The 21,985-nt window shown below is 73.5% G+C and carries 18 protein-coding genes; 7 read left to right on the top strand and 11 right to left on the bottom strand.

All coding sequences use genetic code 11. From position 1 onward, the window contains the following. Positions 1-11: 11 nt before the first annotated feature. Genes ACW62_RS29825 through ACW62_RS29805 form a run of 5 tightly spaced genes read left to right on the top strand, consistent with a single transcriptional unit; the run spans position 12 to position 4,928 of the window. The gene (locus ACW62_RS29825; protein ID WP_053207766.1) at positions 12-680 is read left to right on the top strand and encodes a glycerophosphodiester phosphodiesterase; all 669 of its coding nucleotides are present in this window, start codon (positions 12-14) and stop codon (positions 678-680) included. Continuing rightward, positions 677-1,585 carry an inositol monophosphatase family protein gene (locus ACW62_RS29820; RefSeq protein ID WP_053207765.1) on the top strand — a complete coding sequence of 303 codons (909 nt, stop codon included), beginning with the start codon at positions 677-679 and terminating at the stop codon, positions 1,583-1,585. Before ACW62_RS29825 ends, ACW62_RS29820 begins: the two co-directional genes overlap by 4 nt. After that, positions 1,582-2,535: a carbohydrate ABC transporter permease gene (locus ACW62_RS29815; RefSeq protein WP_053207764.1), complete on the top strand. Its 954-nt coding sequence runs from the start codon at positions 1,582-1,584 to the stop codon at positions 2,533-2,535. Before ACW62_RS29820 ends, ACW62_RS29815 begins: the two co-directional genes overlap by 4 nt. After that, positions 2,532-3,347: a carbohydrate ABC transporter permease gene (locus ACW62_RS29810; RefSeq protein WP_053207763.1), complete on the top strand. Its 816-nt coding sequence runs from the start codon at positions 2,532-2,534 to the stop codon at positions 3,345-3,347. Before ACW62_RS29815 ends, ACW62_RS29810 begins: the two co-directional genes overlap by 4 nt. 24 nt (positions 3,348-3,371) lie before the next feature. Further along, positions 3,372-4,928, top strand: coding sequence for a right-handed parallel beta-helix repeat-containing protein (locus ACW62_RS29805; protein ID WP_053207762.1), 1,557 nt, complete (start codon positions 3,372-3,374; stop codon positions 4,926-4,928). Positions 4,929-4,957: 29 nt separating this feature from the next. Here ACW62_RS29805 and ACW62_RS29800 read toward each other — a convergent pair whose 3' ends face one another. From ACW62_RS29800 to ACW62_RS29780, 5 genes are read right to left on the bottom strand one after another with little or no spacing between them, the layout of a single operon-like run. After that, the gene (locus ACW62_RS29800) at positions 4,958-7,486 is read right to left on the bottom strand and encodes a GH116 family glycosyl hydrolase (protein ID WP_053207761.1); all 2,529 of its coding nucleotides are present in this window, start codon (positions 7,484-7,486) and stop codon (positions 4,958-4,960) included. Between the two features lie 13 nt (positions 7,487-7,499). Then, a complete protein-coding gene (locus ACW62_RS29795) occupies positions 7,500-8,198 on the bottom strand; it encodes a hypothetical protein (protein WP_157575071.1) in 699 nt (232 codons plus the stop codon). Then, positions 8,195-9,079: a carbohydrate ABC transporter permease gene (locus tag ACW62_RS29790; protein ID WP_053207759.1), complete on the bottom strand. Its 885-nt coding sequence runs from the start codon at positions 9,077-9,079 to the stop codon at positions 8,195-8,197. Before ACW62_RS29790 ends, ACW62_RS29795 begins: the two co-directional genes overlap by 4 nt. After that, on the bottom strand, positions 9,076-10,011 hold the full coding sequence (locus tag ACW62_RS29785) for a carbohydrate ABC transporter permease (RefSeq protein ID WP_083460329.1): 936 nt from the start codon (positions 10,009-10,011) through the stop codon (positions 9,076-9,078). The genes ACW62_RS29790 and ACW62_RS29785 overlap by 4 nt, the downstream gene beginning before the upstream one ends. After that, a complete protein-coding gene (locus ACW62_RS29780) occupies positions 10,008-11,351 on the bottom strand; it encodes an ABC transporter substrate-binding protein (RefSeq protein WP_205629690.1) in 1,344 nt (447 codons plus the stop codon). Before ACW62_RS29780 ends, ACW62_RS29785 begins: the two co-directional genes overlap by 4 nt. Before the next feature lie 256 nt (positions 11,352-11,607). Between ACW62_RS29780 and ACW62_RS29775 the strand changes: the two genes are divergently transcribed. After that, complete coding sequence (locus ACW62_RS29775) at positions 11,608-12,033, top strand: pyridoxamine 5'-phosphate oxidase family protein (protein WP_053207758.1); 426 nt, start codon at positions 11,608-11,610, stop codon at positions 12,031-12,033. 93 nt (positions 12,034-12,126) lie between these two features. Next, the gene (locus ACW62_RS29770) at positions 12,127-13,047 is read left to right on the top strand and encodes a phosphotransferase (RefSeq protein ID WP_053207757.1); all 921 of its coding nucleotides are present in this window, start codon (positions 12,127-12,129) and stop codon (positions 13,045-13,047) included. A 209-nt stretch (positions 13,048-13,256) separates the two neighbouring features. Here the strand turns inward: ACW62_RS29770 and ACW62_RS29765 are convergent, their stop codons facing one another. From ACW62_RS29765 to ACW62_RS29740, 6 genes are all read right to left on the bottom strand, one after another. Further along, complete coding sequence (locus tag ACW62_RS29765) at positions 13,257-14,432, bottom strand: serine hydrolase domain-containing protein (RefSeq protein WP_053207756.1); 1,176 nt, start codon at positions 14,430-14,432, stop codon at positions 13,257-13,259. Continuing rightward, positions 14,429-16,015, bottom strand: a complete 1,587-nt coding sequence (gene dacB, locus ACW62_RS29760) for a D-alanyl-D-alanine carboxypeptidase/D-alanyl-D-alanine endopeptidase (protein ID WP_083460328.1) — start codon at positions 16,013-16,015, stop codon at positions 14,429-14,431. Before dacB ends, ACW62_RS29765 begins: the two co-directional genes overlap by 4 nt. Before the next feature lie 65 nt (positions 16,016-16,080). Continuing rightward, on the bottom strand, positions 16,081-17,079 hold the full coding sequence (locus tag ACW62_RS29755) for a YdcF family protein (RefSeq protein ID WP_053207754.1): 999 nt from the start codon (positions 17,077-17,079) through the stop codon (positions 16,081-16,083). A 68-nt stretch (positions 17,080-17,147) separates the two neighbouring features. Beyond that, entirely contained in the window at positions 17,148-18,500 is a 1,353-nt protein-coding gene (locus ACW62_RS29750; protein WP_053207753.1) for a sulfatase-like hydrolase/transferase, read from the bottom strand. Beyond that, positions 18,497-20,314 (bottom strand): DUF2264 domain-containing protein, encoded by a 1,818-nt coding sequence (locus ACW62_RS29745; RefSeq protein ID WP_053207752.1) that lies wholly within the window; start codon positions 20,312-20,314, stop codon positions 18,497-18,499. Before ACW62_RS29745 ends, ACW62_RS29750 begins: the two co-directional genes overlap by 4 nt. Beyond that, positions 20,311-21,984 (bottom strand): alkaline phosphatase D family protein, encoded by a 1,674-nt coding sequence (locus tag ACW62_RS29740; RefSeq protein ID WP_053207751.1) that lies wholly within the window; start codon positions 21,982-21,984, stop codon positions 20,311-20,313. The genes ACW62_RS29745 and ACW62_RS29740 overlap by 4 nt, the downstream gene beginning before the upstream one ends. Between the last annotated feature and the right edge of the window lies 1 nt (position 21,985).

Below are 21,985 nucleotides of genomic sequence, written 5' to 3'. Positions count from 1 at the left end.
GAGGCCACACGTTGCTCACCCTGATCGCCCACCGCGGCACGCCCCGCGAACACCCGGAGAACACGCTCGACTCGCTGCGGCACGCGCAGACGCTCGGCGCCGACGCCGTCGAGTTCGACGTGCGGACCACCCGTGACGGCGTCCCCGTCCTGCTGCACGACACCGACCTCGTCCGCATCTGGGGCCGGCCGGACGTGCTCGCGGAGACCGACCACGCCGACGTCGCGGAAGTGCTCCCGGCGCTGGCCGACGTCGCCGCGGACATCGCCATCACGCTGATCGTCGACTGCAAGGGCGCCGGGACGGTCGCCCGCGCGGTGCCCGTCCTGCGGGCCGCCGGTGCGCTGCCGCGGTGCGTGTTCATCGGCCAGGCCGACGTGCTGCGAGAGGTGCGGGCGGAGCTGCCCGACGCGCGGCTCGCGCTCTCGTGGTCCGGCGCCAGCACGCCGCCGCCGAAGCTGCTGGCGCAGCTGCGGCCGGAGATCATGAACGTGCGCTGGGCCGACCTCGCCGAGGCCAGCCTCGACACCTATCGGGCCGCCCGGCTGACCACCTGGTGGACGTACACCATCGACGACGTCGATGCGTTGCGGCGGGCGCTGGCGCTGGGCATCACCGGCATCATCACGAACGACCTGCCGCTGATCGGCGCGGCCGCGGCGACGGCGGCGGGCCGATGACGGGGCGGGACCTCGGCGCGGTGCTGGCGGTCGCCGAGGAGGCGGCGCGGTGGGCGCAGCGGCACATCACGTCGCGGCGGCCCGGACCCGGCGACCCGGAGGAGAAGGCCGGCCCGGGCGACTGGGTGACGTCGGTGGACCGCGAGGTCGAGGAGCACATCCGGGCGGCGCTGCTGGCGGCGTTCCCCGGCGACGTGGTGATCGGCGAGGAGGCCGGCCGGTCGGTGGGCGCCGGGCAGGCCGCCGCCGGCGCCGCGGCCGCGGCGGGCCTCGCGCAGGCCGGCGACGGCGGGCTGACGTGGTACATCGACCCGATCGACGGCACGACGAACTTCGTGCACGGGTTGCCGGGGGTGTCGGTCAGCATCGCCGCGGTCGACGCCGCCGGGGTGGCCGTCGGCGTGGTGCACGACGTGTACCGGGACGAGGCGTTCAGCGCGATCCGCGGCCGGGGCGCCCGCGTCGACGGCGTCACGGTGGCGGTGGGCGACGAGGGGGAGCGGGTCGGGCTGCGCGGCGGCCTGCTGCTCACCGAGTGGTCCGGGCTGCTGCCGTGGCCCGGCATGTACGGCCTGATCACGGACCTGCAGGGGCAGTTCACCGCCACCCGCGTCCTCGGCTCCTGCGCGCTGAGCCTGGCCTCGGTCGGCGCGGGACGGGCGACCGGAGCGGTCCTCGGCGGCCGCTACAACCCGTGGGACGTGCTGGCCGGCGCGCTCATCGCGGCCGAGGCGGGCTGCGTGGTGTTCGACGCCGACGGGGTCGCGGGCGACGTCCCGATGGGCGGTCTCGGGGTGGCCCGCCCGGACGTGGCCGACGCGATCCGGACGGCGTGGCAGGACGCCCGCGCCCGCGCCGCCGCGGCCGGCCAGGTCACCACGGGCGGGGCGGGGCGGGCATCATGAGCGTCGCGGTGAAGGCGGGCCCGTCGACCGGCGGCGGGCCGGCGTCCGCCCCGGCGCCGAAGCGCCGCCGCTACGACCGGCGCGAGGTGACGGCGGCGGCCCTGCTGCTGCTCCCGTCGATGGCCATCTTCGCGGTGTTCGCCTTCTACCCGCTGGTCCGCACGTTCTGGCTGAGCGTGCACGCCAACGACCTGCTCGGGCTGCCGACGCGGTTCGTGGGGCTGGACCAGTACGTCGAGTTCTTCTCCAACTCGGAGCTGCGCCGCATCACGCTGACGACGGGGATCTTCGTGCTGCTGACGGCGCTGCCGAGCGTCGTCATCGGGGTGTTCCTGGCGTTGACGCTGCAGGCGCGCATCCGCGGCATCAACGTGTTTCGGACGCTGATGTCGACGCCGTTCGGGTTCTCGGCGGCGGCGACGGCCGTGGTGTTCGCGGTGTTCTTCAACCCGGCGGTCGGGGTCTTCAACGGCATCCTGAAGATGGTCGGCCTGGACAGCGTGAACTGGCTGACCGACCCGACGTACGCGCTGCCGAGCCTGGCGATGGTGTGCGTGTGGAGCAACGTCGGCTACACGCTGCTGGTCGCGTCGGCCGGCCTGCAGGGCATCCCCGACGAGCTGTACGAGGCGGCCCGCATCGACGGCGCGGGGCGGTGGACGGTGGTGCGCAAGATCGTGCTGCCGCTGCTGACGCCGACGATGTTCTTCCTGGTCGTGATCATGACGATCAACTCGTTGCAGACGTTCGGCGAGATCCACATCCTCACCGGCGGCGGCCCGAACGGCTCGACGACGACGCTGGTGTACGGCATCTACCAGAGCGCGTTCGCCTACGGCGGCAGCAACTACGGGCTGGCGTCGGTGCAGGCGGTGGTGCTGCTGCTGGTGGTGACGGCCGCGACGGTGGCGCAGTTCCGCGTCCTCCAGCGCAAGGTGTTCTACGGATGAGCGGCCTGCGGCGCGCCCTGACCTACGCGGGCCTGACGGCGCTGACGGCGGTCATCGTCTTCCCCCTCTACTACGCGGTGGCCGGGTCGCTGATGACCGACCGGGAGCTGACGACGTTCCCGCCGGCGCTGTTCCCCAGCGGCGTCACCCTGCAGAACTACGTGGACGTGCTCGACGCGATCCCGCTGGTGCGGCAGTACGCGAACAGCATCGGCGTGGCCCTGGTGGTCGTCGCCGGGGTGCTGGTGACGTCACTGCTGTCGGCGTACGCGTTCGTGTTCCTGCGCTTCCCGTTCAAGCGGACGCTGTTCGCGCTGTTCCTGCTGACGATCATGGTGCCGGGGGAGTCGCTGATCATCCCCAACTACCTGACCGTCTCGAACCTGGGGCTGCTGGACACGTTCCCCGCGCTGACGCTGCCGTTCCTCGCGATGGGGTTCGGGACGTTCCTGCTGCGGCAGTTCTTCGCGGCGTTCCCGCGGGAGATCTACGAGGCGGCCCGGATGGACGGCTGCACGCACCTGCGGTTCATGTTCTCGATCCTGACGCCGTTGTCGCGGCCGGCCCTGGCGGCGCTGGCCATCTACGCGTTCATCGCCACCTACAACAAGTACTTCTGGCCGCTGCTGGTGACCCGGACGCCGGAGATGCAGACGCTGCAGATCGGGCTGAGCCAGCTGCGGTCGCTGGAGGCGCGCGAGCCGGGGCTGATCCTGGCCGGCGTCACGCTCGCGATCATCCCGATGCTGATCCTCATCTACTTCTTCCAGCGCAACATCATCCGTGGCCTCACCACGGGTTCCGGCAAGTAACTCCTACTGCGAGGAGAACTCACCGTGACGACACCTCACCATCCTGCCCGCAGGAACCTGCTGCGCGTCGCCGCCGCGGGCGCGGTCTCGGCGGCCGGCCTCGCCACCGCGGCGCCGGCCTGGGGGCGGACCGCGGCGTCACCGCCGTCGCCGCCGCCCGGGTCGTCCGACCCGGTGCAGCGCGGCGACCTCGTGGTCGACGTGCGCGACCACGGCGCCGTGGGCGACGGCGTCGCCGACGACACCGCGGCGATCCAGGCGGCGCTCGACGCCGGCCGCGGCCGGACGGTGTACCTGCCGCCCGGCACGTACCCGGTCTCGACCATGCTGACGGTGTTCGGCGGCACCACCGTGCTGGCCACCGCGACCAGCGTGATCCGCCGGACGGACGGGCCGAGCATCGTCGGTAACGGCGTGCTCGGCGACATGACCGCCACCGGCGTCGACGGCGAGTCGGACATCGTCATCCAGGGCGGCGTCTGGGACGTCAACGCCTCGAACGTGGCGCTCAACGGCAACGGCTTCTCGTTCAGCCACGGCCGCAACATCCGGGTGTACGACGTCCGGGTGCGCGACGTGCAGGGCTGGCACGCCATGGAGCTGAACGCCGTCGAGACGGTCCGGGTGGTGAACTGCCGGTTCGAGGGGTTCTCCGACCCGCAGGGCAACCGGCAGTACTCCGAGGCCGTGCACATGGACTACGCCGGCGGCCCCGGCCACTTCACCCTGTTCGGCGCGCCGGACTTCTACGGCTGCAAGGACGTCGAGGTCAGCGGCTGCTACGCGGGCCCGTCGGCGGACTTCCCGTCGTACCCGCGGCTGGTCGGCTCGCACGGCGGCCCGGACGGCCACCAGCACACCGGCCTGCGCGTGGTCGGCAACTACGCCGACCAGTGCACCGAGTGGGCGGTCCGGCTCTACGACTGGCTCGACGGCGTCGTGCAGGGCAACCAGATCGTCGGCGGCGGTGGCGGCATCCAGATCGGCCCGGCCGGGGTGCAGACCGGCGGCAACGTCGTCGTCGCCGGGAACACCCTGCGCGGGCTGGCCGGGGTGCAGGAGGCGGCCGGCCGGCCACCGGACGCCGCGATCTGCGTCGGCCGGCTGAACAACGCGCGGACGCACCGGCTGACCGTCGCGGACAACGTGGTCGAGGGCGTCGCGATGGAGGGCATCTCGGTCTACCGCACCGACGGCTGCGTCGTCAGCGGGAACGTGGTCGAGGACTGCGAGGGCGCCGGCATCCGGCTGCACGACGCGCCGCGGGCGGTGGTCACGTCGAACGCGGTGGCCCGCACGGGCGCGGAGTCCATCGTCGTCGCGGACGCCAGCAACGCCGCGCTGGTGGCGCAGAACCGGGCCGACGACCCGACGGCGGCGGGCGTGCGCGTCACCGGCACCGTCGCCGAGGTGGTCGTGCGCGGCAACGTGGTGCGCGGCGACGCGGCGTACGGCATCGCGATCGGTGTGGGCGCCACCGGCACCTGGCACACCGGCAACGACCTGCGCGGCGGCTACACGACCGGCCCGGTCGACGACCAGGGCAGCGGCTCGCTGACCGACCCGGCGGGCGTCGCCTGACGAGCGCCCGGCCGAGCCGCCCGGGCGGCTCAGCCGGGCAACCGCATGACCAGCGGCGCCGACGACGCCGCGAGGTCCGTCCCCGCGGCGGACGCGACGATCTCGCCGGACGGCGCCAGCAGCTCGCAGCGTCGCACCGCCGGCGCGCCGTGCAGCAGGTCGAGCACGACGGCGGAGCCGGTCCGCGACACCCGGCCCCACGCCGTGCCCAGCGTGACCGGCCAGCTCGCGCCGTCGTCCGGCACGCGCAGCCGCAGCGTCCCGTCGACGGCGTTCCAGCGCGCGCCGGTCAGCGCGGGCAGCACCGACCAGCCGGCCATCGCGCGGACGTAGTGGTCGCCGCACTCGATCTCGTTGTACGGGTTGCGCCGCCGCCCGTCGTAGCGGCCCCAGACGCCGCGCAGCACCGCCCAGCCCTCGTCGGCCAGCCCTTCGGCCAGGCACGCGGCCGCGAGCTGGTACTCCGAGCCGGTCCACACCTCGTCGCAGTAGCGGGTCGGCACGGCCGGGCGTCCGCCGCGCGGCCACGTGCACATGAGCACGCCGATGTCGTCGCCGTCGGCGAAGACGCGGTACGGATGGTCGAAGCCGTCGAACCCGTGCCGCAGGTTGTGCCGGACGATCGAGCGCAGCGCGGTGACGACGTGCTCGCGCGGCAGGACGTGGCCGAGGTCGAGCTGGTGCGCCCACCACTGCCCGAGCAGCTGGTCGGTGAGGCAGCCGGTCTCCCACTGGAAGGTGGGGTCGTCGCCGGGCTCGAGCAGCTGCTGGTAGTACTCGCCGTTCCACAACAGCTGGTCGTAGGCGGCGGACCCGCGCTCGAACAGCTCGCGGTGCTCGCGCGCGTACTCCGGCTCGTCCACCAGCAGCGCCAGTTCCTCCAGCGCCCGCAGCGCGGCCAGCCACAGCGACCCCATGAACGGGTTGACGCCGCTCAGGTCGATGTCGTGGGTGCTGGGCTGGACGCCGCGCAGCACGCCCGACGCGGACGGGTCCCAGCGGCCGCGGACGTGCCCGGCCAGCCGGCGCAGCCGCGGCCAGTACCGTCGCAGCCAGTCGAGGTCGCCGGTCGCGCGCACCTCGCGGTAGGTCTTGAGGACGGTCCCGAGCATGCCGTCCAGCGCCGGCTCGTCCGGCCCGCCGATCGGCACGTCCCACAGCTGCGGCAGGTACGTGGGGACGATGACGCGGTGCGGGATCGCCCCGTCCGGCGCCTGCATGACGTCGAACTCGGTCTCGCGCATCGACCGCTCCAGGCCGGGGAACAGCGCGGCGACCGCCTGCGCGTACGTCCACACGTGGGTGCAGTTCAGCGGGCACGACCCGCCGGTGTCGCCGGCGTGGCCGAGGGTGGAGGCGCCGTTCACCCCCTCGAAGCCGAAGAACCGGCCGTCGGCGGCGCGGAAGCAGGACGGGCTGCGCAGGAACGCCGCCTGCGCCGCCAGGTGCTCGACGGCGTCGGCGGGCAGCGCGCTCGTGGCCAGCAGGCCGGTCCAGGCCGACGTCCGCTCGACCAGCTCGTCCCACCGCGACTCCACCGAGTGGGCGACGTCGACGGCGTCGGCGTGCGCGAGCGCGTAGTGGTTGCCGAGCCAGAACCGGGTCGGGCCCCACTCCGGCCGCGGCGGGCCGAACTGGTTGAAGTCGACGTAGCGGTTCGGGAAGTGCCAGGCGACGAGGACGCGCAGCCGCGTGGTCGCGCCCGGCTCCAGGTGGAACGGCGCGGCGATGCCGCCGTTCCAGGTCGCGCCGGGCAGGCTGGCGCCGGGCACGCCGCCCTGCGCGCCGGCCCGGCTGAGGCCGCGGCGGCGCAGGAACGCCAGGAACTCCTCCGGCCGGCGCCACTGCGTGAGCACGGCCGCGCCTGGATCATCGACGGCGAGCACCAGCTGCCCGGCGCCGGGGTGCTCGGCGGCCAGCGTGTGGTTCTCCATGACGACGCGGGTCCAGCCGCCGCCGCGCGTGACCCGGTTGGTGTTGCCGCCGTACCCGGCGCCCTGCACGCCGTCGATCGGCGACACCCCGTCGTGGCCGACGGCGTTCTGCAGCGCGGCGCCGAGCTGCCCGTGCACGGGGTACTCGCCGGTGTTGCGCAGCGTGATCGTCAGCATGACGACCGGCAGCGACGACGCGTCCTCGTCCATCGGCGCCAGCGGGTTGAGCGCCTCGAGCGTGACGTCCAGCGGCACCGCGGCGTCGGCCAGCTCGACCCGCGCCGACGGATAGGTCGCGCTGAACCCGGCGGTCTCGAAGCCGTACCGCGTCGCCAGCTCGGCCTGCCAGTCCGGTACGACGTCGTCGGTGACCAGCGGCGTCGGCGCGTGCGGGCCCGGGACCGGCCGCGCCTGCAGGACGCGCAACTCGTCCAGCGGCGGCTCCCACTGGGTGGCCCGCAGCGCCAGGAACGAGCCGGGCAGATCGCCGCGGTGGTTGCCGGTGTTGTGCAACTGCCACTGGCGCAGCCCGCCGTCGGCGCCGAGGGCCACCGTGCCGGTGCCGATGCCGCCCAGCGGCAGCGCGACGTGCCGTCCGTCGGCGTGGGGGATCGTGCGGGGCATCGATGTCCTTCCGTCAGTCCTGGGAGGTGTGGCGCGACGGCATGACGCCGAGCCCGCCGAGCGCCGTCCACGCGGCGCTGACCAGCACGACCGCGGCGACGCCCGGCACCACCAGCAGCAGCGCCTGCAGTTGCAGCGCCAGCCGGCCCAGCAGCGCCGCGGCCACCCAGCCGCCGAGCACCGGCACCGGCCGTCGGGCGGCGGCGAGCAGCGCCACGACCCAGACGTGCCGCCATGGCGCCCGCGGCCGGTCCAGGACCAGCGCCACGGCGGACGGCGCGAGCGCGACGGCGTGCGCGGCGACGACGCACCCCGCCAGCGCCGGGACCAGGGCCGCCGCCGACCCCGTCCGGCCGTACACCTCGAACGCGGCCAGCGTCAGCGCGACCGCCGCCGTGGCCGTCCACAGCACCGCGACGGCGCCGGCCCACCCGGGCACGCGCAGGTCACGAGCCCGCACCTCGCCGTCGAGCACCAGCCGCTGCGCGACGATCGCCAGCGCCACCAGGAACGGCGCCCCGGCGAACCCGGCCACCGGCGCCGCGACCAGCAGCCGCCCGCCGCTCAGCCAGCCGGCCATCACGGCGACGGCGAGCACCGGCGCCGACGCGGCCAGCACCCACGGCGCCCGCGACCACAGCGACCGGGCGCCGCGGCGCAGCCAGTCCTCCTCCACGGCGGCGGCCGCGGGCGCGAACGTCCGCATCGTCACCCCCGCAGCCCGGCCGTCGCCACCGACGCGACGAAGTTGCGCTGGAACGCCAGGAACAGAACGAGCACCGGCGCCACCACCATCGCGATGGCCGCGAACACGACCGCCGCCGGCGCGCCGCCCTGCCCGCTCTGCAACGTCACCAGCCCCAGCGGCAACGTCATCTTCTCCGGGCTGGAGATGAAGATCAGCGGGCCGAAGTAGTTGTTCCACGACGCCTGGAAACCGAGGATCGCCAGCGCCGACAGCGCCGGCCCGGACAGCGGCACCAGCATCCGGAACAGGATCCACAGGTGCCCGGCGCCGTCGATGCGGGCCGCCTCGTCCAGCTCACGCGGGATCGAGTTGAAGTACTGCCGCAGGAAGAAGATCGCGAACACGTTGATCAGCGCCGGCAGCCACAGCGACGTCAGCGTGTCGACCAGGTTCAGGTTCCGCATCAGCACGAACACCGGGATGATCGTCAGCTGCGCCGGCACCATCAGCGCGCTCAGCAGCACCACCAGCACCTGGTTGCGCCCGGTGAACGCCAGCCGCGAGAACGCGTACGCCGCCAGCACGGCGACCAGCAGCGACCCTCCGACGCTGATGACGGCCACGATCAGGCTGTTCAGCGCCATCCGCCCGAACGGCATCAGCTCCAGCACCCGCGAGTAGTTCTCCGTCGAGAACGGCGTGGGCAGCCATTTCGGCGGCAGCGTGAACGCCTCGCCCGGCTCGGTGGCGCTGGCGGCGAACAGCCAGATCAGCGGCGCGGCCATCAGCAGCCCGATCACGAGGATCAGGACGTCGAAGGCGATCGCGCCGGGACGGCGCCGCCGCCGCTTGCGCTCGCGCGGCCGGAGCAGCTCGTTGGCGTCAACGTCGACGCGCAGGCTCATCGCTCGTACACCCACTTCCGCGCGACCAGGAACTGCAGGCCGGTCACCGCCATGATCACGACGAAGACGAGGATCGCGATGGCCGACGCGTAGCCGATCTGGAAGGCCTGGAATCCGGTCTGGTACAGGAACATGACGATCGTCATCGTGGCGTCGTCGGGACCGCCCCCGGTGATGATCTGGATCGGGTCGAAGATCTGGAACGCGCCGATGAACGTGATGATCACGGCGAAGAACAGCACCGGCGACATCATCGGGACGGTCACGTGCCAGAAGACCTGCCACCGGTTGGCGCCGTCGGTGCGGGCCGCCTCGACCAGCTCCGACGGCACCGTCTGCAGGCCCGCGAGCATGATCACGAAGGTGAACCCGATGGTGTACCAGAAGTCGATGCCGATGATCGCCGCCAGCGACCACGACGGGTCGACGAACCAGTTCGGCGCGTCGATGCCGATCTTGTCGAGGTAGTACGCCACCAGCCCGAACGTCGGGTCGAGGACGTACTTCCAGAGCAGCGCGACCGCCGCCCACGACAGCAGGTACGGGAAGAACACCGCGCTGCGGGTGAAGTACGAGACGAACCGGTTCATCGGCCGGTTCACCGCCAGCGCCAGCAGCAGCGCGCCGAACACGTGCGTCACCACCGAGGCGAGCGCGAACAGGAACGTGTTCAGCAGCGCCTTGGGCAGCAGCGGGTCGGAGAACAGCTGCCGGAAGTTCGCCAGCCCGACGTACTCGCGCGGCGTCAGCAGGTCCCACGAGTGCACGCTGAGGAAGATCGCGAACGCGAACGGCCCCGCGACGAAGAGCAGGAACAGCACCAGCGCCGGGCTGAGGAACGCCCAGCCGGCCAACGTCTGACGGCGCTTGGCGCGGCGCCGCGGGGGAGCGGCGGCGCCGACACCGGCCGGTGCGGCGAGGCCGGTCGTCATAGCAGGCCGGCCAGTTCCTCGTTCGCCTGCGCGAGCGCCGCCTCCGGCGACTCGTTGCCGCTGAGCGCCTTGTCCCAGGCGTTGATCATCGCCGTCTGCACCTCGGCGCCGCGGTCCGGCGACGGCACCGGCGTCGCGTACGAGATGGCCTCCGCCAGCGCCGTCGTCCCCTCGGGCGCGTTGTCGGTGAACGCGGGGCTGTTCGCGACGGAGAGCCGGGCCGGGACGATGGTGCCGCCGATCGAGGCGTAGTACTCGCCGGCCTCCTTCGACATCATGAACTTGATGAAGGTCCAGGCGGCGTCCTTCTTCTCCGACGCCTTGGTGATCGGCCAGGCGTCCCAGCCGACCGGCGAGCCGGGCCCGGCCTGCTGCGGCATCGGCACGATGGCCATCTTGTCGACCAACTCCAGCCGGCGCATGTCGATGACCGGCCAGCGGCCGCCCGCTATCGCGGCCAGCGTGCCCTTCGTCAGCGCCTCGCCGGCGTCGAACGCGCCGCCCGGCTCGGGCGCGTAGCCGTTGGCGATGAGATCGCGGCAGAACTGCAGCGACTCGATCGACTGGGGCGTGTCGAACGTCGGGGTGGCCCAGTCCTCGTCCAGCGGCGAGCCGCCGTTGGTGAGCATCCACGGCATGATCGCGGTGAACGGGTCGGAGCCGATCGGCAGGATGTACACCCCGGCCGCCTTCAGCTGCTCGGCCGCGACCAGGAAGTCGTCCCACGTCCAGCCGGGTGCGGGCGGGGTGGCGCCGGCGGCGGCCCAGGTCTCGGTGTTGTACCAGAAGCAGACCGTGTTGTAGCCGCCCGGGATGTAGTACGTCTTGCCGTCGTGCGACGCGTACTTCGTGTTCCACTCGACCAGGTTCGGGTCGATGTCGGCGAAGTAGTCGTCGACGACGTCCTTGTCGCGCTCCAGGTACGGCTCGAGCGGTTCGAGCAGGTCCTTCGACGCGAAGATCCGCTGCCCCTCGGTGGCGATCTGGATGATGTCCGGCACCTGCCCGCCCGCGATCCGCGTCGCCACCGTGTTGGAGAAGTCGCCCCAGGTGTCCGCGGCGATGCCCTGCGCCTTCAGCTTGATGTCCGGCTCGACCTTGTTGAACTCGGCGAACAGCTGCTTGAACGCCTCCTGCTGGTTGGCGTCGCCGCGGTACACGAACGTCAGCGTGTCACTCCCGCCGCCGCCTCCGCCTCCGCCGCTGGTGGAGCCGGGGCTCTCGCAGCCGGTGGCCGAGCCGAGCACCGGGACCGCCGCCGCGGCGCCCATGAGCTGCAGCAGCCGGCGACGCGTCAGGGGTCCGGCACCGACGGCCGGATGGTCTGGGGTGAAGGGCACCGGATCCTCCTTGATCGACGCCTCGGAAATCGATTTCTACGGGACGATAGAGGTCAACCGATCACGCGTCAATAGCCGCCGTCCCGGAGTCGACCGTGATCATCAACCTTTCCGGTCGGCACGGCAGCTCAAAAGGTTGATGATCATGGCTGGTGCTAGTGTGCGGTGGAAGGCAATCGATTTCCTCGCTGCGGCGGACGCCCGCCCCCTCTGGCGGCCTTGCCAGGCGCGGCGGGATCATGGTCGCGTGGACCCCATGGGCGATGCCGATTCCGCGGGACTCGAGCGGCTGGACCGGAGCACGTGCTACGCACTGCTCGCCGGCGTGCCGATCGGGCGCATCGTGTTCACCGAGGGTGCACTGCCGGCGATCCAGCCGGTGAACTTCGTCCTCGACGGCGACGACGTGATCATCCGGACCGGGATGGGCTCGAAGCTGGCCGCCGCCACCCGGTCCGCCGTCGTCGCGTTCGAGGCCGACCAGTACGACGAGGACGCGTTGGCCGGGTGGTCGGTGGTGCTGATCGGGCGGGCCGAGGCGGTCTCCGACGAGACCGAGCGACGTGAACTGGCGACGCTGGGGCTGACGCCGTGGGCGCCGGGCGAGCGGCCGCACTACATCCGCATCGTTCCCGAGATCGTCCGCGGCCGCCGCCTGCCGCCGCAGCGCACGCGCGGCTGATCCGGTCCGCGGCTCCGCACGGCACTCCCCGGGCGCGGGCCTGAAACTCCTGTGAAGCGGACATGAAGACGTGCCGTGGCACCGTCGCCGCGCATGGGGATGAACGACCTGCCGGGCTGGATGCCGGAGTTCTGCCGCGACCGGCTGGGCAGTGAGCCGGTTGAGCTGCTGTTCGAGTTTCGGCGCATCTCGGTGGTGTTCGGTCTGCGCCTGGCCGGCGGCGCGGAGGTAGTGATCAAGGCGCGCACGGCCGGCCCGCGGATCGCGGCGTGCGTCGCGGCGCAGGCGGCGCTGGCCGACGCCGGGTTCCCCTGCCCACGGCCGCTCACCGGGGCGATCGAGATCGGCTGGCTGGTGGTGCACGCCGAGGAGCACCAGCCCGGCGGCGACCTGCTGCGCGGTGAGTCGCCCGAGGCCGCGGTCCGCTGCGCCGAGGTGTACGCCGCGCTGATGGCCGGGCTGCGCCGCATCGACGTCGAGCCGCCACTGCCGAACCCGCGGTGGGCCCGGTGGGACCACACCGACAGCGGGGTGTGGCCGGACATCGGCTACTTCGACAAGCGCGACCAGCGCTCCATCCCCGGGTACGTCCTCGACACCGCGATCCGGGTCCGCCGCCGGCTGCTCGCGTCGGGGCTGCCGCCGGTGCTGGGTCATGCCGACTTCGCGGCGCAGAACCTGCGCTGGCGGGGTCCCGACCTCTGGGTGGTGCACGACTGGGACAGCCTGGCGTGGCAGCCGGAGGCGGCGCTCGCCGGCGCGGCCAGCGGGGCGTTCGCCAGCGCCGGCCCGCCGACCCTGGCTCCGGTCGACAGTTCGGCCGCCTTCCTCGACACCTACCAGCGCCGCCGCGGCCGCGTCTTCACCGCCGAGGAGCTCGAGGTCGCCTGGGCGGCCAGTCTCTGGACGGCGGCGCACAACGCCCGCTGGGAGACCATGCACGGCAGCGTCCCGCTGTCCGGCATCGCGCTGCTGGATCAGGGTGCCGAGCGGTTGCGCCGGGCGAACGCCTAGCGGCGTCGCTCCCGGGTCCGTGGCCTACTGCGCGACGCGCCGCCGCCGCCGATGATCAGGTGACGTATCGCTCAGATTCGCCGCGCCTTCGTCACCTGATCGTTTTGTGTCCGCATCGTGGAGATGATCAGGTGACACAACGCGCGAACGCCGGGCGGTTTCGTCACCTGATCGTTCTCGACGGCTGCTCTCGCTGCTCGGCGAGCCGGTCAGGCCGTCATCAGCTCGCGGGCGAGGCCGACGATCGGGTCGATGTCGTCGTGGTGGTTGCTGAGGACGACGCTCACCCAGCCGAGCTCCGGGACGACGTCCAGGTTGGTGGTGCGGCCGGGGCCGCTGCCGGAGTGGCCGTGGATGCGCCGGCCGCGCAGGATCGAGCAGCTGTGGCCGTAGCCGTAGAAGCCGTGGTCGCGCGGCGGTCCGGGCCGGTCCGGAGACGGCGGCGGGGCGACCACCTTCGGGCTGGTGATCAGGTGCGCGTAGGCCGGCTCGAGCAGCACGTCGTCGTCGGTGAGGGCGGTGGCGAAGCGCACCAGGTCGGCGACGGTGGAGGTGGCGCCCTCGTCCGGGCCGCCGATGTAGCGGAATCGGTCGGATGCGGTGACGTCGTCGAAGCCGCCGTCGCGCGGCTCGTAGAGCCGGGCCCAGCGCTCGTCCGCGCGCAGCTGCCGCACCGTGGGGAATGCGGTGTCGCGCAGCTTCGCGGGCCGGAAGACGTGCTCGGCGACGTAGTCGTGGTAGGTCGTGCCGGCGACCGCGGCGACGACGGCGCCGAGCAGGAAGAAGCCGTCGTTGCTGTACCGGTGCCGGCTGCCGGGCGGGAAGTCCGGCGCCGGCAGCGACCGGAGCAGCTCCATCCGCGCGTCCCACGTCTCCTCGATGCCGGACGGCGCCGGCGGCGGCTCCTCGCCCGGGCCCTGCAGCGGCGGCCGCCCGAACCCGGACGTGTGCGTGAGCAGGTGGTGGACGGTGACGGTGCCGGCGACGGCCGGGTCCAGCCCGTCGACGTAGGCGCCGACGGGCTCGTCCAGGCGCAGCTCGTCCCGCTGCACCAGCTGGGCGACGGCGACCGCGGTGAACTGCTTCGTCATCGACGCGAGGTCGAACCGGGTGGCCGCCTGGTTCGGGCGGTCCGAGTCCCGGTTCGCCAGGCCGTACGACCGCGTCAGCACGGCGCGTCCGCGGTGCGCCAGCCGGACGGTGCCGGAGAACCGCCCGTCCGCGGCCCGCTCGGCGACGAAGCGGTCGAAGCGGCCACCGGGCCGCAGGGCCCCCGGAACGGAGTCGCCGGCGCCGGTGGCGGTGGTGGCCCCGACGACGGCGGCGGTGGCAGCACCGGCGGCGCCCAGCACCGACCGGCGCGAGAGCAGCGGATGCCCGGTCATCGCGTCTCCGCCCCGAGCAGCAGGTACGCCGCCGCGACGATGTCGCCGATTGCCTGGCCGGCCAGTTTCTGGACCTCCATCGCGTCGGCGGCCGGCACGGTGTGCTCCACGAAGACGCCGAACAGCAGCGAGTCGCCGTCCGGGCGCTCGATGAAGCCGGCCAGCGCCTTGGCGAGGTCCTGATCCGTGTCCGGGCCACCGCCGCGGGTCGAGGTGCCGGTCTTCGCGAACACGTGGCCGGCCGCGGGCGAGTCGGCGGAGACGTCGGTGAGGGTGCCGTCGCGGCCCAGGATCGCCAGCGACGGGCGGAACTCGGGCAGCCAGCGCTGCCGGCTCAGGAACGAGAGGAAGTCGACGAAGAAGGCCGGGGTGTAGTCGTTGTCGGCGCTGCCGGGCGGGTCGGTGTCCAGGCCGGCTCGCCGGAACAGCCGCTGCCGCAGCCGTGCGTACCCGGCGAGCGGATCGTCGCGGTCGTGGCCGGCGATGGCGCCGATCACGTACTGCCAGCCGGTCGCGTGCACGTTCGAGCTGGGCTTGAGCATCACCTTGACCACCTCGGACAGCGTTGGCGACACGTGCTCGGCGACCCGCTTCGGCCGGGTGTAGTGCTCGGGCGCCGGCGTGGCCGGACCGGACGCCGGGCGCGCCCGCGCCTCGACGCCGGCCGCGCGCAGCGCGTGGGCGAAGGCCAGTTCGCCGAACCGGGCCGGGCCGGGGACGGCGTAGTTCCAGTGGAAGTCCGGCGCGCCGGCCGGGACGTCGCCGGTGAGCGTGACGGTGCGGGTGCCGTCGGCGTTCTCGACGTCGCCGGTGTAGCGCAGCGGCCGGCCGGGCGGCCCGCCGGCCGCGACGGTGACGACCTCGTTGACGATCGACACGTAGCCGACGTCCGGTGACGTCGTCAGCCGCGCCGGTGCGCCCGGCTCGCCGCCGGGCGTGATGGTCACGTCGATCACGTTGTCGTTGAGCGTCAGCGGCGACACCGTCATCGCGACGCCGCCCGCGGACTCGGTCGTCTCGGCGTACAGCGACGCGTCCACGACGACGTGCCCGTCGACCCGGGTGATGCCGGCCGCGGCGACGTCGGCCGCCAGCGTCCGGAACACCGCCAGCGGATCGCCCGGGCCCGGTGGGCGGCCCGGGTAGGTGTGGTCCGGCTCCGGCGCCCGGACCGACCCGTCGGGCTGGATCCGCCCGCCCAGCACCAGGTCGCCGCCGGCCACGAGGACGAGGTCGCCGTGCAGCACGCCGTCCTCGACCGGGCCGGTCCGGTACACCGGCGTGCGGAAGCGATGGTCCGGCCCCAGCGTCGAGTACGCGGTGGCGGCGATGAAGATCTTCGACGACGACCCGGCGCCGAACAGCTCGTCCGGCCGCAGTGCGTAGACGGGGTCCGCGCCCGGCCGCGCGATGACCGCGCCCCAGCGCGCCCCGGCGAACTCCGGCCGGCCGATGATGTCGCGCACCGCGGCCGCGAACTCGTCCTCTCCGCCGGTGGCCGCGGCGGCGGGCCGGGCCACCGCCGGCGCCACCAGCGCCGTCGTCATCACTGCGAGCACGGTCCGCCGGGTTGGTGTCGTCATGCGATCACGATGCGCGGCGTCGATGAGACGGACTTAGGACCCGGTTAAGAACAACCTGAAAGGCGTCAGCTCGCGAGGTAGAGCAGCACGGGGCCGGCGGCGATCAGCGCGAGCATCGTGCCGTGCAGCAGCTTGTGGTCGGCCAGCAGCGCCACGAACTCGCGCAGGAACGCGTTGGGGACGTAGTAGCGGGCCGTCTTCGCGCCGGCCACCTGCGCCGGCAGCCGCAGCTGCCGGGACTGGATGGCGGCGCGCAGGGCGTGGTAGCTGCTGGTGACGACGAGCAGCCGGCCGTCGTCGCCGCGCGCGGCCAGCAGCCGGTGGCTGAGGACGAGGTTCTCGCGGGTCGACCGGGACCGGTCCTCCTCGACCACCACCTCGGCGGGGACGCCGTGCTCGCGCAGGTACCCGCCCATCGCGTGCGCCTCGGCGACCGGCTCGTCCGGCCCCTGCCCGCCGGACGCGACGACGAGCGGGGCGTGGCCCGCGGCCACCTCGCGGTGGTACAGCTCGACGGCCCGGTCCAGGCGGGCGGCCAGCAGCGGCGGCACCGTCCCGCGGGGCACGGCGGAGCCGAGCACGACGATCGCGGCGCTGCCGAGCGCCGGCCGGAGCCGCGAGTACGCCAGCGCGTACAGCGTCACCAGCGTGAACAGGAACCCGATGTAGCCGGCCACACCGAGCAGCGACAGCATGAGCGCCGGGAGCACCGTCGGCTCCGGCTCGCGGGCCGCGATCAGGAAGCCCGCGGGGACCACCACCACGACGGCGAGGACGGCGATTCCGGCCAGCAGCGACATCGCGTTGCCGAGCCGGAACCGTTCGCGGCGCAGCACGCCGACGCCGTTGACGATCAGCAGCACCGCCAGCCCGACGACGAGCAGCGGCGATACCGCGATGAGGACGACCAGCACCCACGGCGCCAGCTCGTCGAGCAGCGCGAGCAGCACGAACCCGGCGCCGAACAGCAGCAGGAGTCCGTTGCTCAGCCGTCGCGGCTCGCGGCGGAAGCGCCAGGCGAAGACGGCGAGCAGGGCGCCGCCGATCACGAGCTGCGACGTCATGCGCGCACCCTAACCGGGCGGCGGGGGCCGCCGCGGCCGCTTCGAGCGACCCGCCGCCCGGCCTGGCGTCAGCCCGGCCCGAACCCCAGCTCGTCGCGGCGCAGCCGGAACGCGGCCAGCGCCGGCGCGTGCCGCGGGTCCGCGACGACGTCGCGCCGCTCGCCAGGGTCGGCCCCGAGGTCGAACAGCACCTCGGGCCCTGCGTCGCCGTACCACTGGTACTTGAGCGCGCCCCGCTTGATCATCAGCCGGGTGCCGTCGAACTGGGAGACCGCCTCGTCGTCCCAGCCGGACGGGTCGCCGGACAGCAGCGGCGCCAGGCTCCGGCTGTCCAGGCCCTTGGGCACCGGCACCCCGGTGAGCTCGCAGAGCGTGGCGTAGAGGTCGCAGAGGCTGACGTTCCGGGTGACGGCGGACGGGGCGAACCGCCGCGGCCAGCGGACGAACAGCGGCACCCGCGCGCTGCCCTCGTAGAACCGCTGCTTCTCCCACACGCCGTGCTCGCCGAGCATCTCGCCGTGGTCGCTGGTGAACACGACGATCCAGTCGTCGAGGTCCTGGCCGGCCAGCCGCAGCCCGTCCAGCACCTGCCCGAACAGCCCGTCGGCGGCCTCGATCATCGCGTAGTAGGCGGCCACCGCGCGTTGCTGCTCGCGCCGCGTGACCTCGATCCCGGCGCGGACGACGTGCCGCCGGCCGCCGAGCACGGGATGCTCGGACAGCTCCTGGTGCTCGTACAGCGGCACCCGGGTGAGGTAGTGCTCGAACAGTTCCCGGTGCGGGGTGAGGTACGGGTAGTGCGGCTGGTGCAGGCTCACCTTGAGCAGCAGCGGCACCTCCGGGATCGCGCGGTCGTAGTAGCTGTCGACGAAGTGCTCGTGGACGTACTGCAGTGCCCCGGCGACGGCGTACTCGTCGCGGGCCACGTACGGCGACCGCCCGATGCCGGCCCGCTTGACCTCGGTGACCTGCGACCACTTGTGCGTGGCCGGCGTCGGCAGGTCGCGGTAGGAGTCCTCGTCGCGGCCGGCGAGGTGGTGCGGCGCGACGCCGCTCTCCATCCCGATCAGGTGCGTCCAGCCCTGCGCCTGGTCGGTGCCGACGTGGTGCAGCTTGCCGGCCGCGACCGTGCGGTAGCCGTGCAGCGCGAGCTGGCGGGCGAAGGTGAGGTGGCCGGGTTCGAGGTCGTCGCCGAACCGCTCGACGCCGCAGTGCCGGGGGAGCTGACCGGCCATCATCGCCTGCCGCCCGGGGACGCAGATCGGCGCCGGCGTGTAGGCGTTGCCGAACACGACGGCGTCGCGGGCCAGCTCGTCCAGCACCGGTGTGCGGACCACCGGGTCGCCGGCGAACCCCGCGACGTCGAAGCGGTGCTCGTCGGTCATCAGGAACAGGATGTTGGGGCGGCGGGGGGCCGTCACGACGTGATCACCTCCGGGAGGTCGACCTCGATCGGCAGCACGGCGCGCAGCCGGTCCAGGGTAGGCGGACGGGTCCAGGATGCCGCCCAGGCGTCCGGCCGGGTGGTGCCGAGCACGGCGCACACCAGCCAGTGCTCGCCCGGCTCGTGCCGCCCACGCAGCGTCGGCAGCGCCGCCCGCGGCTCCAGCAGGTTGGTGTTCGGGCCGGTCAGGACGGTGACACCGGCCCTGCCGCCGAGTAGGTCGCGCAGGCCGCTGGCGCCGCCGGGGCCGGACGCCGCGGCCGTGCCGGGACCGTCCGGCACGGCCTGCGGCGCGTCGTCGTCGCGGCCGACCGCCCAGCCGCCCTCCGCGCTGAACAGCGGCCGCGAGGTGCTGAGCCGGTGCACCCGCACGTGCCAGGGCGGCCACGGCAGCAGCCAGGTGTCGACCTCGACGTCCGGCCACGGCGTCCAGCGCGACCACACGACGCCGTCGCCGACGCGGGTCTCTTCCGGGTCGGAGCGGGCCCGCCAGTGCACGTCGTCGTCGCTGAGCGCGAGCATGGAGTCGGCGGCGCGCTCGGCCAGCCCGGGGCCGCCGCCCGGCACGCTGAAACCGAACGCCGTCGAGTAGGCGAACTTGGCGTACTTCTCGCCGCCGTGCCGGAACCGCGCACCGGGCTGCCCGGCGGCCAGCGTGAAGACGTGCCCGTCCGAGCGGTAGTGCACCATGCCGGGCGTCGGCTGGGTCGTGATGGCGTCCAGTTCCGGCAGCGGCGCCTCCGCGGCCCGCCAGAACGGGTAGTCGCCGGGCAGCGCGAGCGGCAGGAACGCCTTCATCGCCCAGTACGGCGACCCGGGCGAGTTGTAGCCCTCGGCCATGATGAGGTTCGGCCGGCCGTACCCGATGGTCAGGACCCCGGCGTTGTCGGCGATCGGCCGGCCGGCCCACCAGCGCAGGCCGCGCAGCAGCAGGCCCTTGACCACGCCCCACGGCAACGCCTCCACGTCCGCGTACGCGAGCGCGCCCCAGAACGCGTGCTGGGCGAACCGGTAGGTGAGGCTGCGCCCGTACGGCACGGCGGCGCCGTCGTCGGCGAACCAGTGCACGTGGTGCTGCGCGAACCGGGCCGCGCGCTCGCGGAAGCGGTCCGCGCGGGCGGGGTCGCGGTGGCCGGCCAGCCGCGCGTACAGCAGGCCGTAGTAGTGCATGGCCCACGGGACGTAGTAGTCGCACCGGCCGGTCGGCCCGTCCTGGTACCAGCCGTCGCGCAGGTAGAACGTCTCGAGCCGGTCCAGGGCGGCGGCCTCGGCGTCCGGGTCGTACCCGGGCGCGCCCACCCGCTCCAGCCCGACGTTGACGAGGACGCGGAAGAACAGCCAGTTGTTGTCGACCACGTCGACCCGGTTGATCTCCGACAGCCAGTGGGCCAGCCCGGCCCGCGCCAGCTGCGGCAGCGGGGTCCAGACCTGCTCCGGGACCAGCGCGAGCGCGACGCCGATCGCGGCCATCTCGACCAGCCGCTGGTCGCGGTCGCCGGGCGGGCGCCAGTACTCCGGATGGGCCGGGTCGGCGCCGGCGGCCAGGCCGGCGCGGATCGGCGCCCAGTCCACCTCGCCGCCGCCGGCGGCCAGCGGCGCGAGCCCCCAGAGCGGCCGGGCGAACCCCTCCAGCTCGGCCGCGACGTCGGGGAACATGGCGGCGGTGTGGCCGAGGCGGGCCCGCGCCCGGCCGGGGCTGAGCCGGGCGGCGACGGGGGCCCACAGGTCCCGCACCGCCCGCTGCAGGTCGTCCCGGCCGGACAGCGGATTGCCGTCGAGCGGAGAGGTCACACCCCCTCCTGCTCGTCGCCGGACTCCCACGCGATCAGCTCGTCGATGGCCGCGCGCCGTTCGGCCTCGGTGAGCTCGCGGGCCGACGCCGCGGCGGGCGGCCCGTCGTAGATCTGGCGCAGCCCGCGCACGCCGTCGTCGATGACGAACGACGCCCGCCGGAACACCTCGGCGCCCGGGACCGTGACGTCGCGGACGCACTGGTAGTCGGCCTGCAGCTGGTCAGGCGTCACGGTGACCGTGATGTAGCCGCGCAGGTTGGTGTAGAAGCGCAGGTGCGGGTTGTCGGCGAAGGTGGGGTGCACGCCGGGGACGTGGTCGCGGCCGGTGCCGCCGGACGAGATGGACGTCGCGATCAGCTCCGACCCCACCAGCGGGGCGCCGGCGGTGTCGTAGTCCAGCTTCAGGTCCGAGGCCCAGTGCGCGTGGATGTCGCCGGACAGCACCACCGGGTTGCGCACGCCGGCGTCGACCCACGCTTGCGTCACCCGCTGCTGGGAGCCGACGTAGCCGTCCCACGCGTCCATCTTCAGCATCAGCACGCCGTTCTGGTCCACCCATCGCCGGACGAACGCGCCCTGCTGGGCGACGAAGTCCCAGCGGGTCTGCGACTGGCCGAACCCGTCGGCCAGCCACGCCTCCTGCGGGAAGCCGAGCATCGTGCGGGCCGGGTCGAACGCCTCGGGGCAGGTGGAGAAGTCGGCGCCGCCGCAGGCGTACGGGTCGCGGAACTGCCGGGTGTCGAGGACGTGGAACGTGGCCAGCCCGCCCCACGTGGCCCGCCGGTAGACCTGGATGTCGTCGCCGACGGGCGCGGAGAACGGGCGCAGCGGCATCGACTCGTAGTACGCCTGGAACGCCAGCGCCCGCCGCCGGAGGAAGTCCTCGACCGTCTGGTCGTCGCTGGGCCTGCCGCCGGCCCAGTTGTTGTCCACCTCGTGGTCGTCGAACACGACCAGCCAGGGCGCCCGGGCATGCGCGGCCTGCAGGGCGGGGTCGGTCTTGTACTGCGCGTAGCGGATCCGGTAGTCGGCCAGCGTGAAGATCTCCCGCGGCGGCTGGTGCGGCCGGCCGACCGTGCCCACGCCGGGGCCCTCGTAGATGTAGTCGCCGACGAACACCACCAGGTCGATGTCCTGCTGCGCGAGGTGCTCGTACGCCGTGTAGTGGCCGGCGGCGTAGTTCTGGCAGCAGGCCAGCGCGAACTTGAGCCGGCTGCCGCCGGGCGCCACGGGGGTGGTCCGGGTTCGGCCCACGGCGCTGGTGTCGGCGCCGACGTGGAACCGGTAGAAGAACTCGCGGTCCGGGGCCAGCCCGGTCACCTCGGTGTGGACGGAGTGCCCCAGCTCCGGTGTCGCGGGGGTGGTGCCGGCGGCGACGACGTTGGCGAACGCCGGGTCCGTCGCCACCTGCCACTGCACCTGCACGACCTGCGCGGGCATGCCGCCGCTGCCGTCGGCGGCGAGCGGGTCGGGCGCCAGCCGGGTCCACAGGACGACGCCGTCCGGGGCCGGCTCGCCGGAGGCGACCCCGAGCGTGAACGGGTTGACGGTGAAACGCGGCTTCGCCCAGACGGCGTGGGCGGAGTTGCCGGCTGCTGCCCAGGCGAGCCAGGCGCCGGTGGCGCCCGCCGCTCCGAGTAACCGGCGTCGGGTGAGGGATTCGGCCATG

It is taken from the genome of Jiangella muralis, from assembly GCF_001270745.1.
Lineage (GTDB): Bacteria > Actinomycetota > Actinomycetes > Jiangellales > Jiangellaceae > Jiangella > Jiangella muralis.
Note: the sequence above shows the minus strand (reverse complement) of the source record. Positions and strands in the feature narration are given on the sequence as shown.

Excerpts from the sequence above, each read along its gene's own strand:
- ACW62_RS29820 (WP_053207765.1), top strand. The coding sequence starts at position 677 with ATGACGGGGCGGGACCTCGGCGCGGTGCTGGCGGTCGCCGAGGAGGCG.
- ACW62_RS29815 (WP_053207764.1), top strand. The coding sequence starts at position 1,582 with ATGAGCGTCGCGGTGAAGGCGGGCCCGTCGACCGGCGGCGGGCCGGCG.
- ACW62_RS29810 (WP_053207763.1), top strand. The coding sequence starts at position 2,532 with ATGAGCGGCCTGCGGCGCGCCCTGACCTACGCGGGCCTGACGGCGCTG.
- ACW62_RS29800 (WP_053207761.1), bottom strand. The coding sequence starts at position 7,486 with ATGCCCCGCACGATCCCCCACGCCGACGGACGGCACGTCGCGCTGCCG.
- ACW62_RS29790 (WP_053207759.1), bottom strand. The coding sequence starts at position 9,079 with ATGAGCCTGCGCGTCGACGTTGACGCCAACGAGCTGCTCCGGCCGCGC.
- ACW62_RS29785 (WP_083460329.1), bottom strand. The coding sequence starts at position 10,011 with ATGACGACCGGCCTCGCCGCACCGGCCGGTGTCGGCGCCGCCGCTCCC.
- ACW62_RS29775 (WP_053207758.1), top strand. The coding sequence starts at position 11,608 with ATGGGCGATGCCGATTCCGCGGGACTCGAGCGGCTGGACCGGAGCACG.
- ACW62_RS29770 (WP_053207757.1), top strand. The coding sequence starts at position 12,127 with ATGGGGATGAACGACCTGCCGGGCTGGATGCCGGAGTTCTGCCGCGAC.
- ACW62_RS29765 (WP_053207756.1), bottom strand. The coding sequence starts at position 14,432 with ATGACCGGGCATCCGCTGCTCTCGCGCCGGTCGGTGCTGGGCGCCGCC.
- dacB (WP_083460328.1), bottom strand. The coding sequence starts at position 16,015 with ATGACGACACCAACCCGGCGGACCGTGCTCGCAGTGATGACGACGGCG.
- ACW62_RS29755 (WP_053207754.1), bottom strand. The coding sequence starts at position 17,079 with ATGACGTCGCAGCTCGTGATCGGCGGCGCCCTGCTCGCCGTCTTCGCC.
- ACW62_RS29740 (WP_053207751.1), bottom strand. The coding sequence starts at position 21,984 with ATGGCCGAATCCCTCACCCGACGCCGGTTACTCGGAGCGGCGGGCGCC.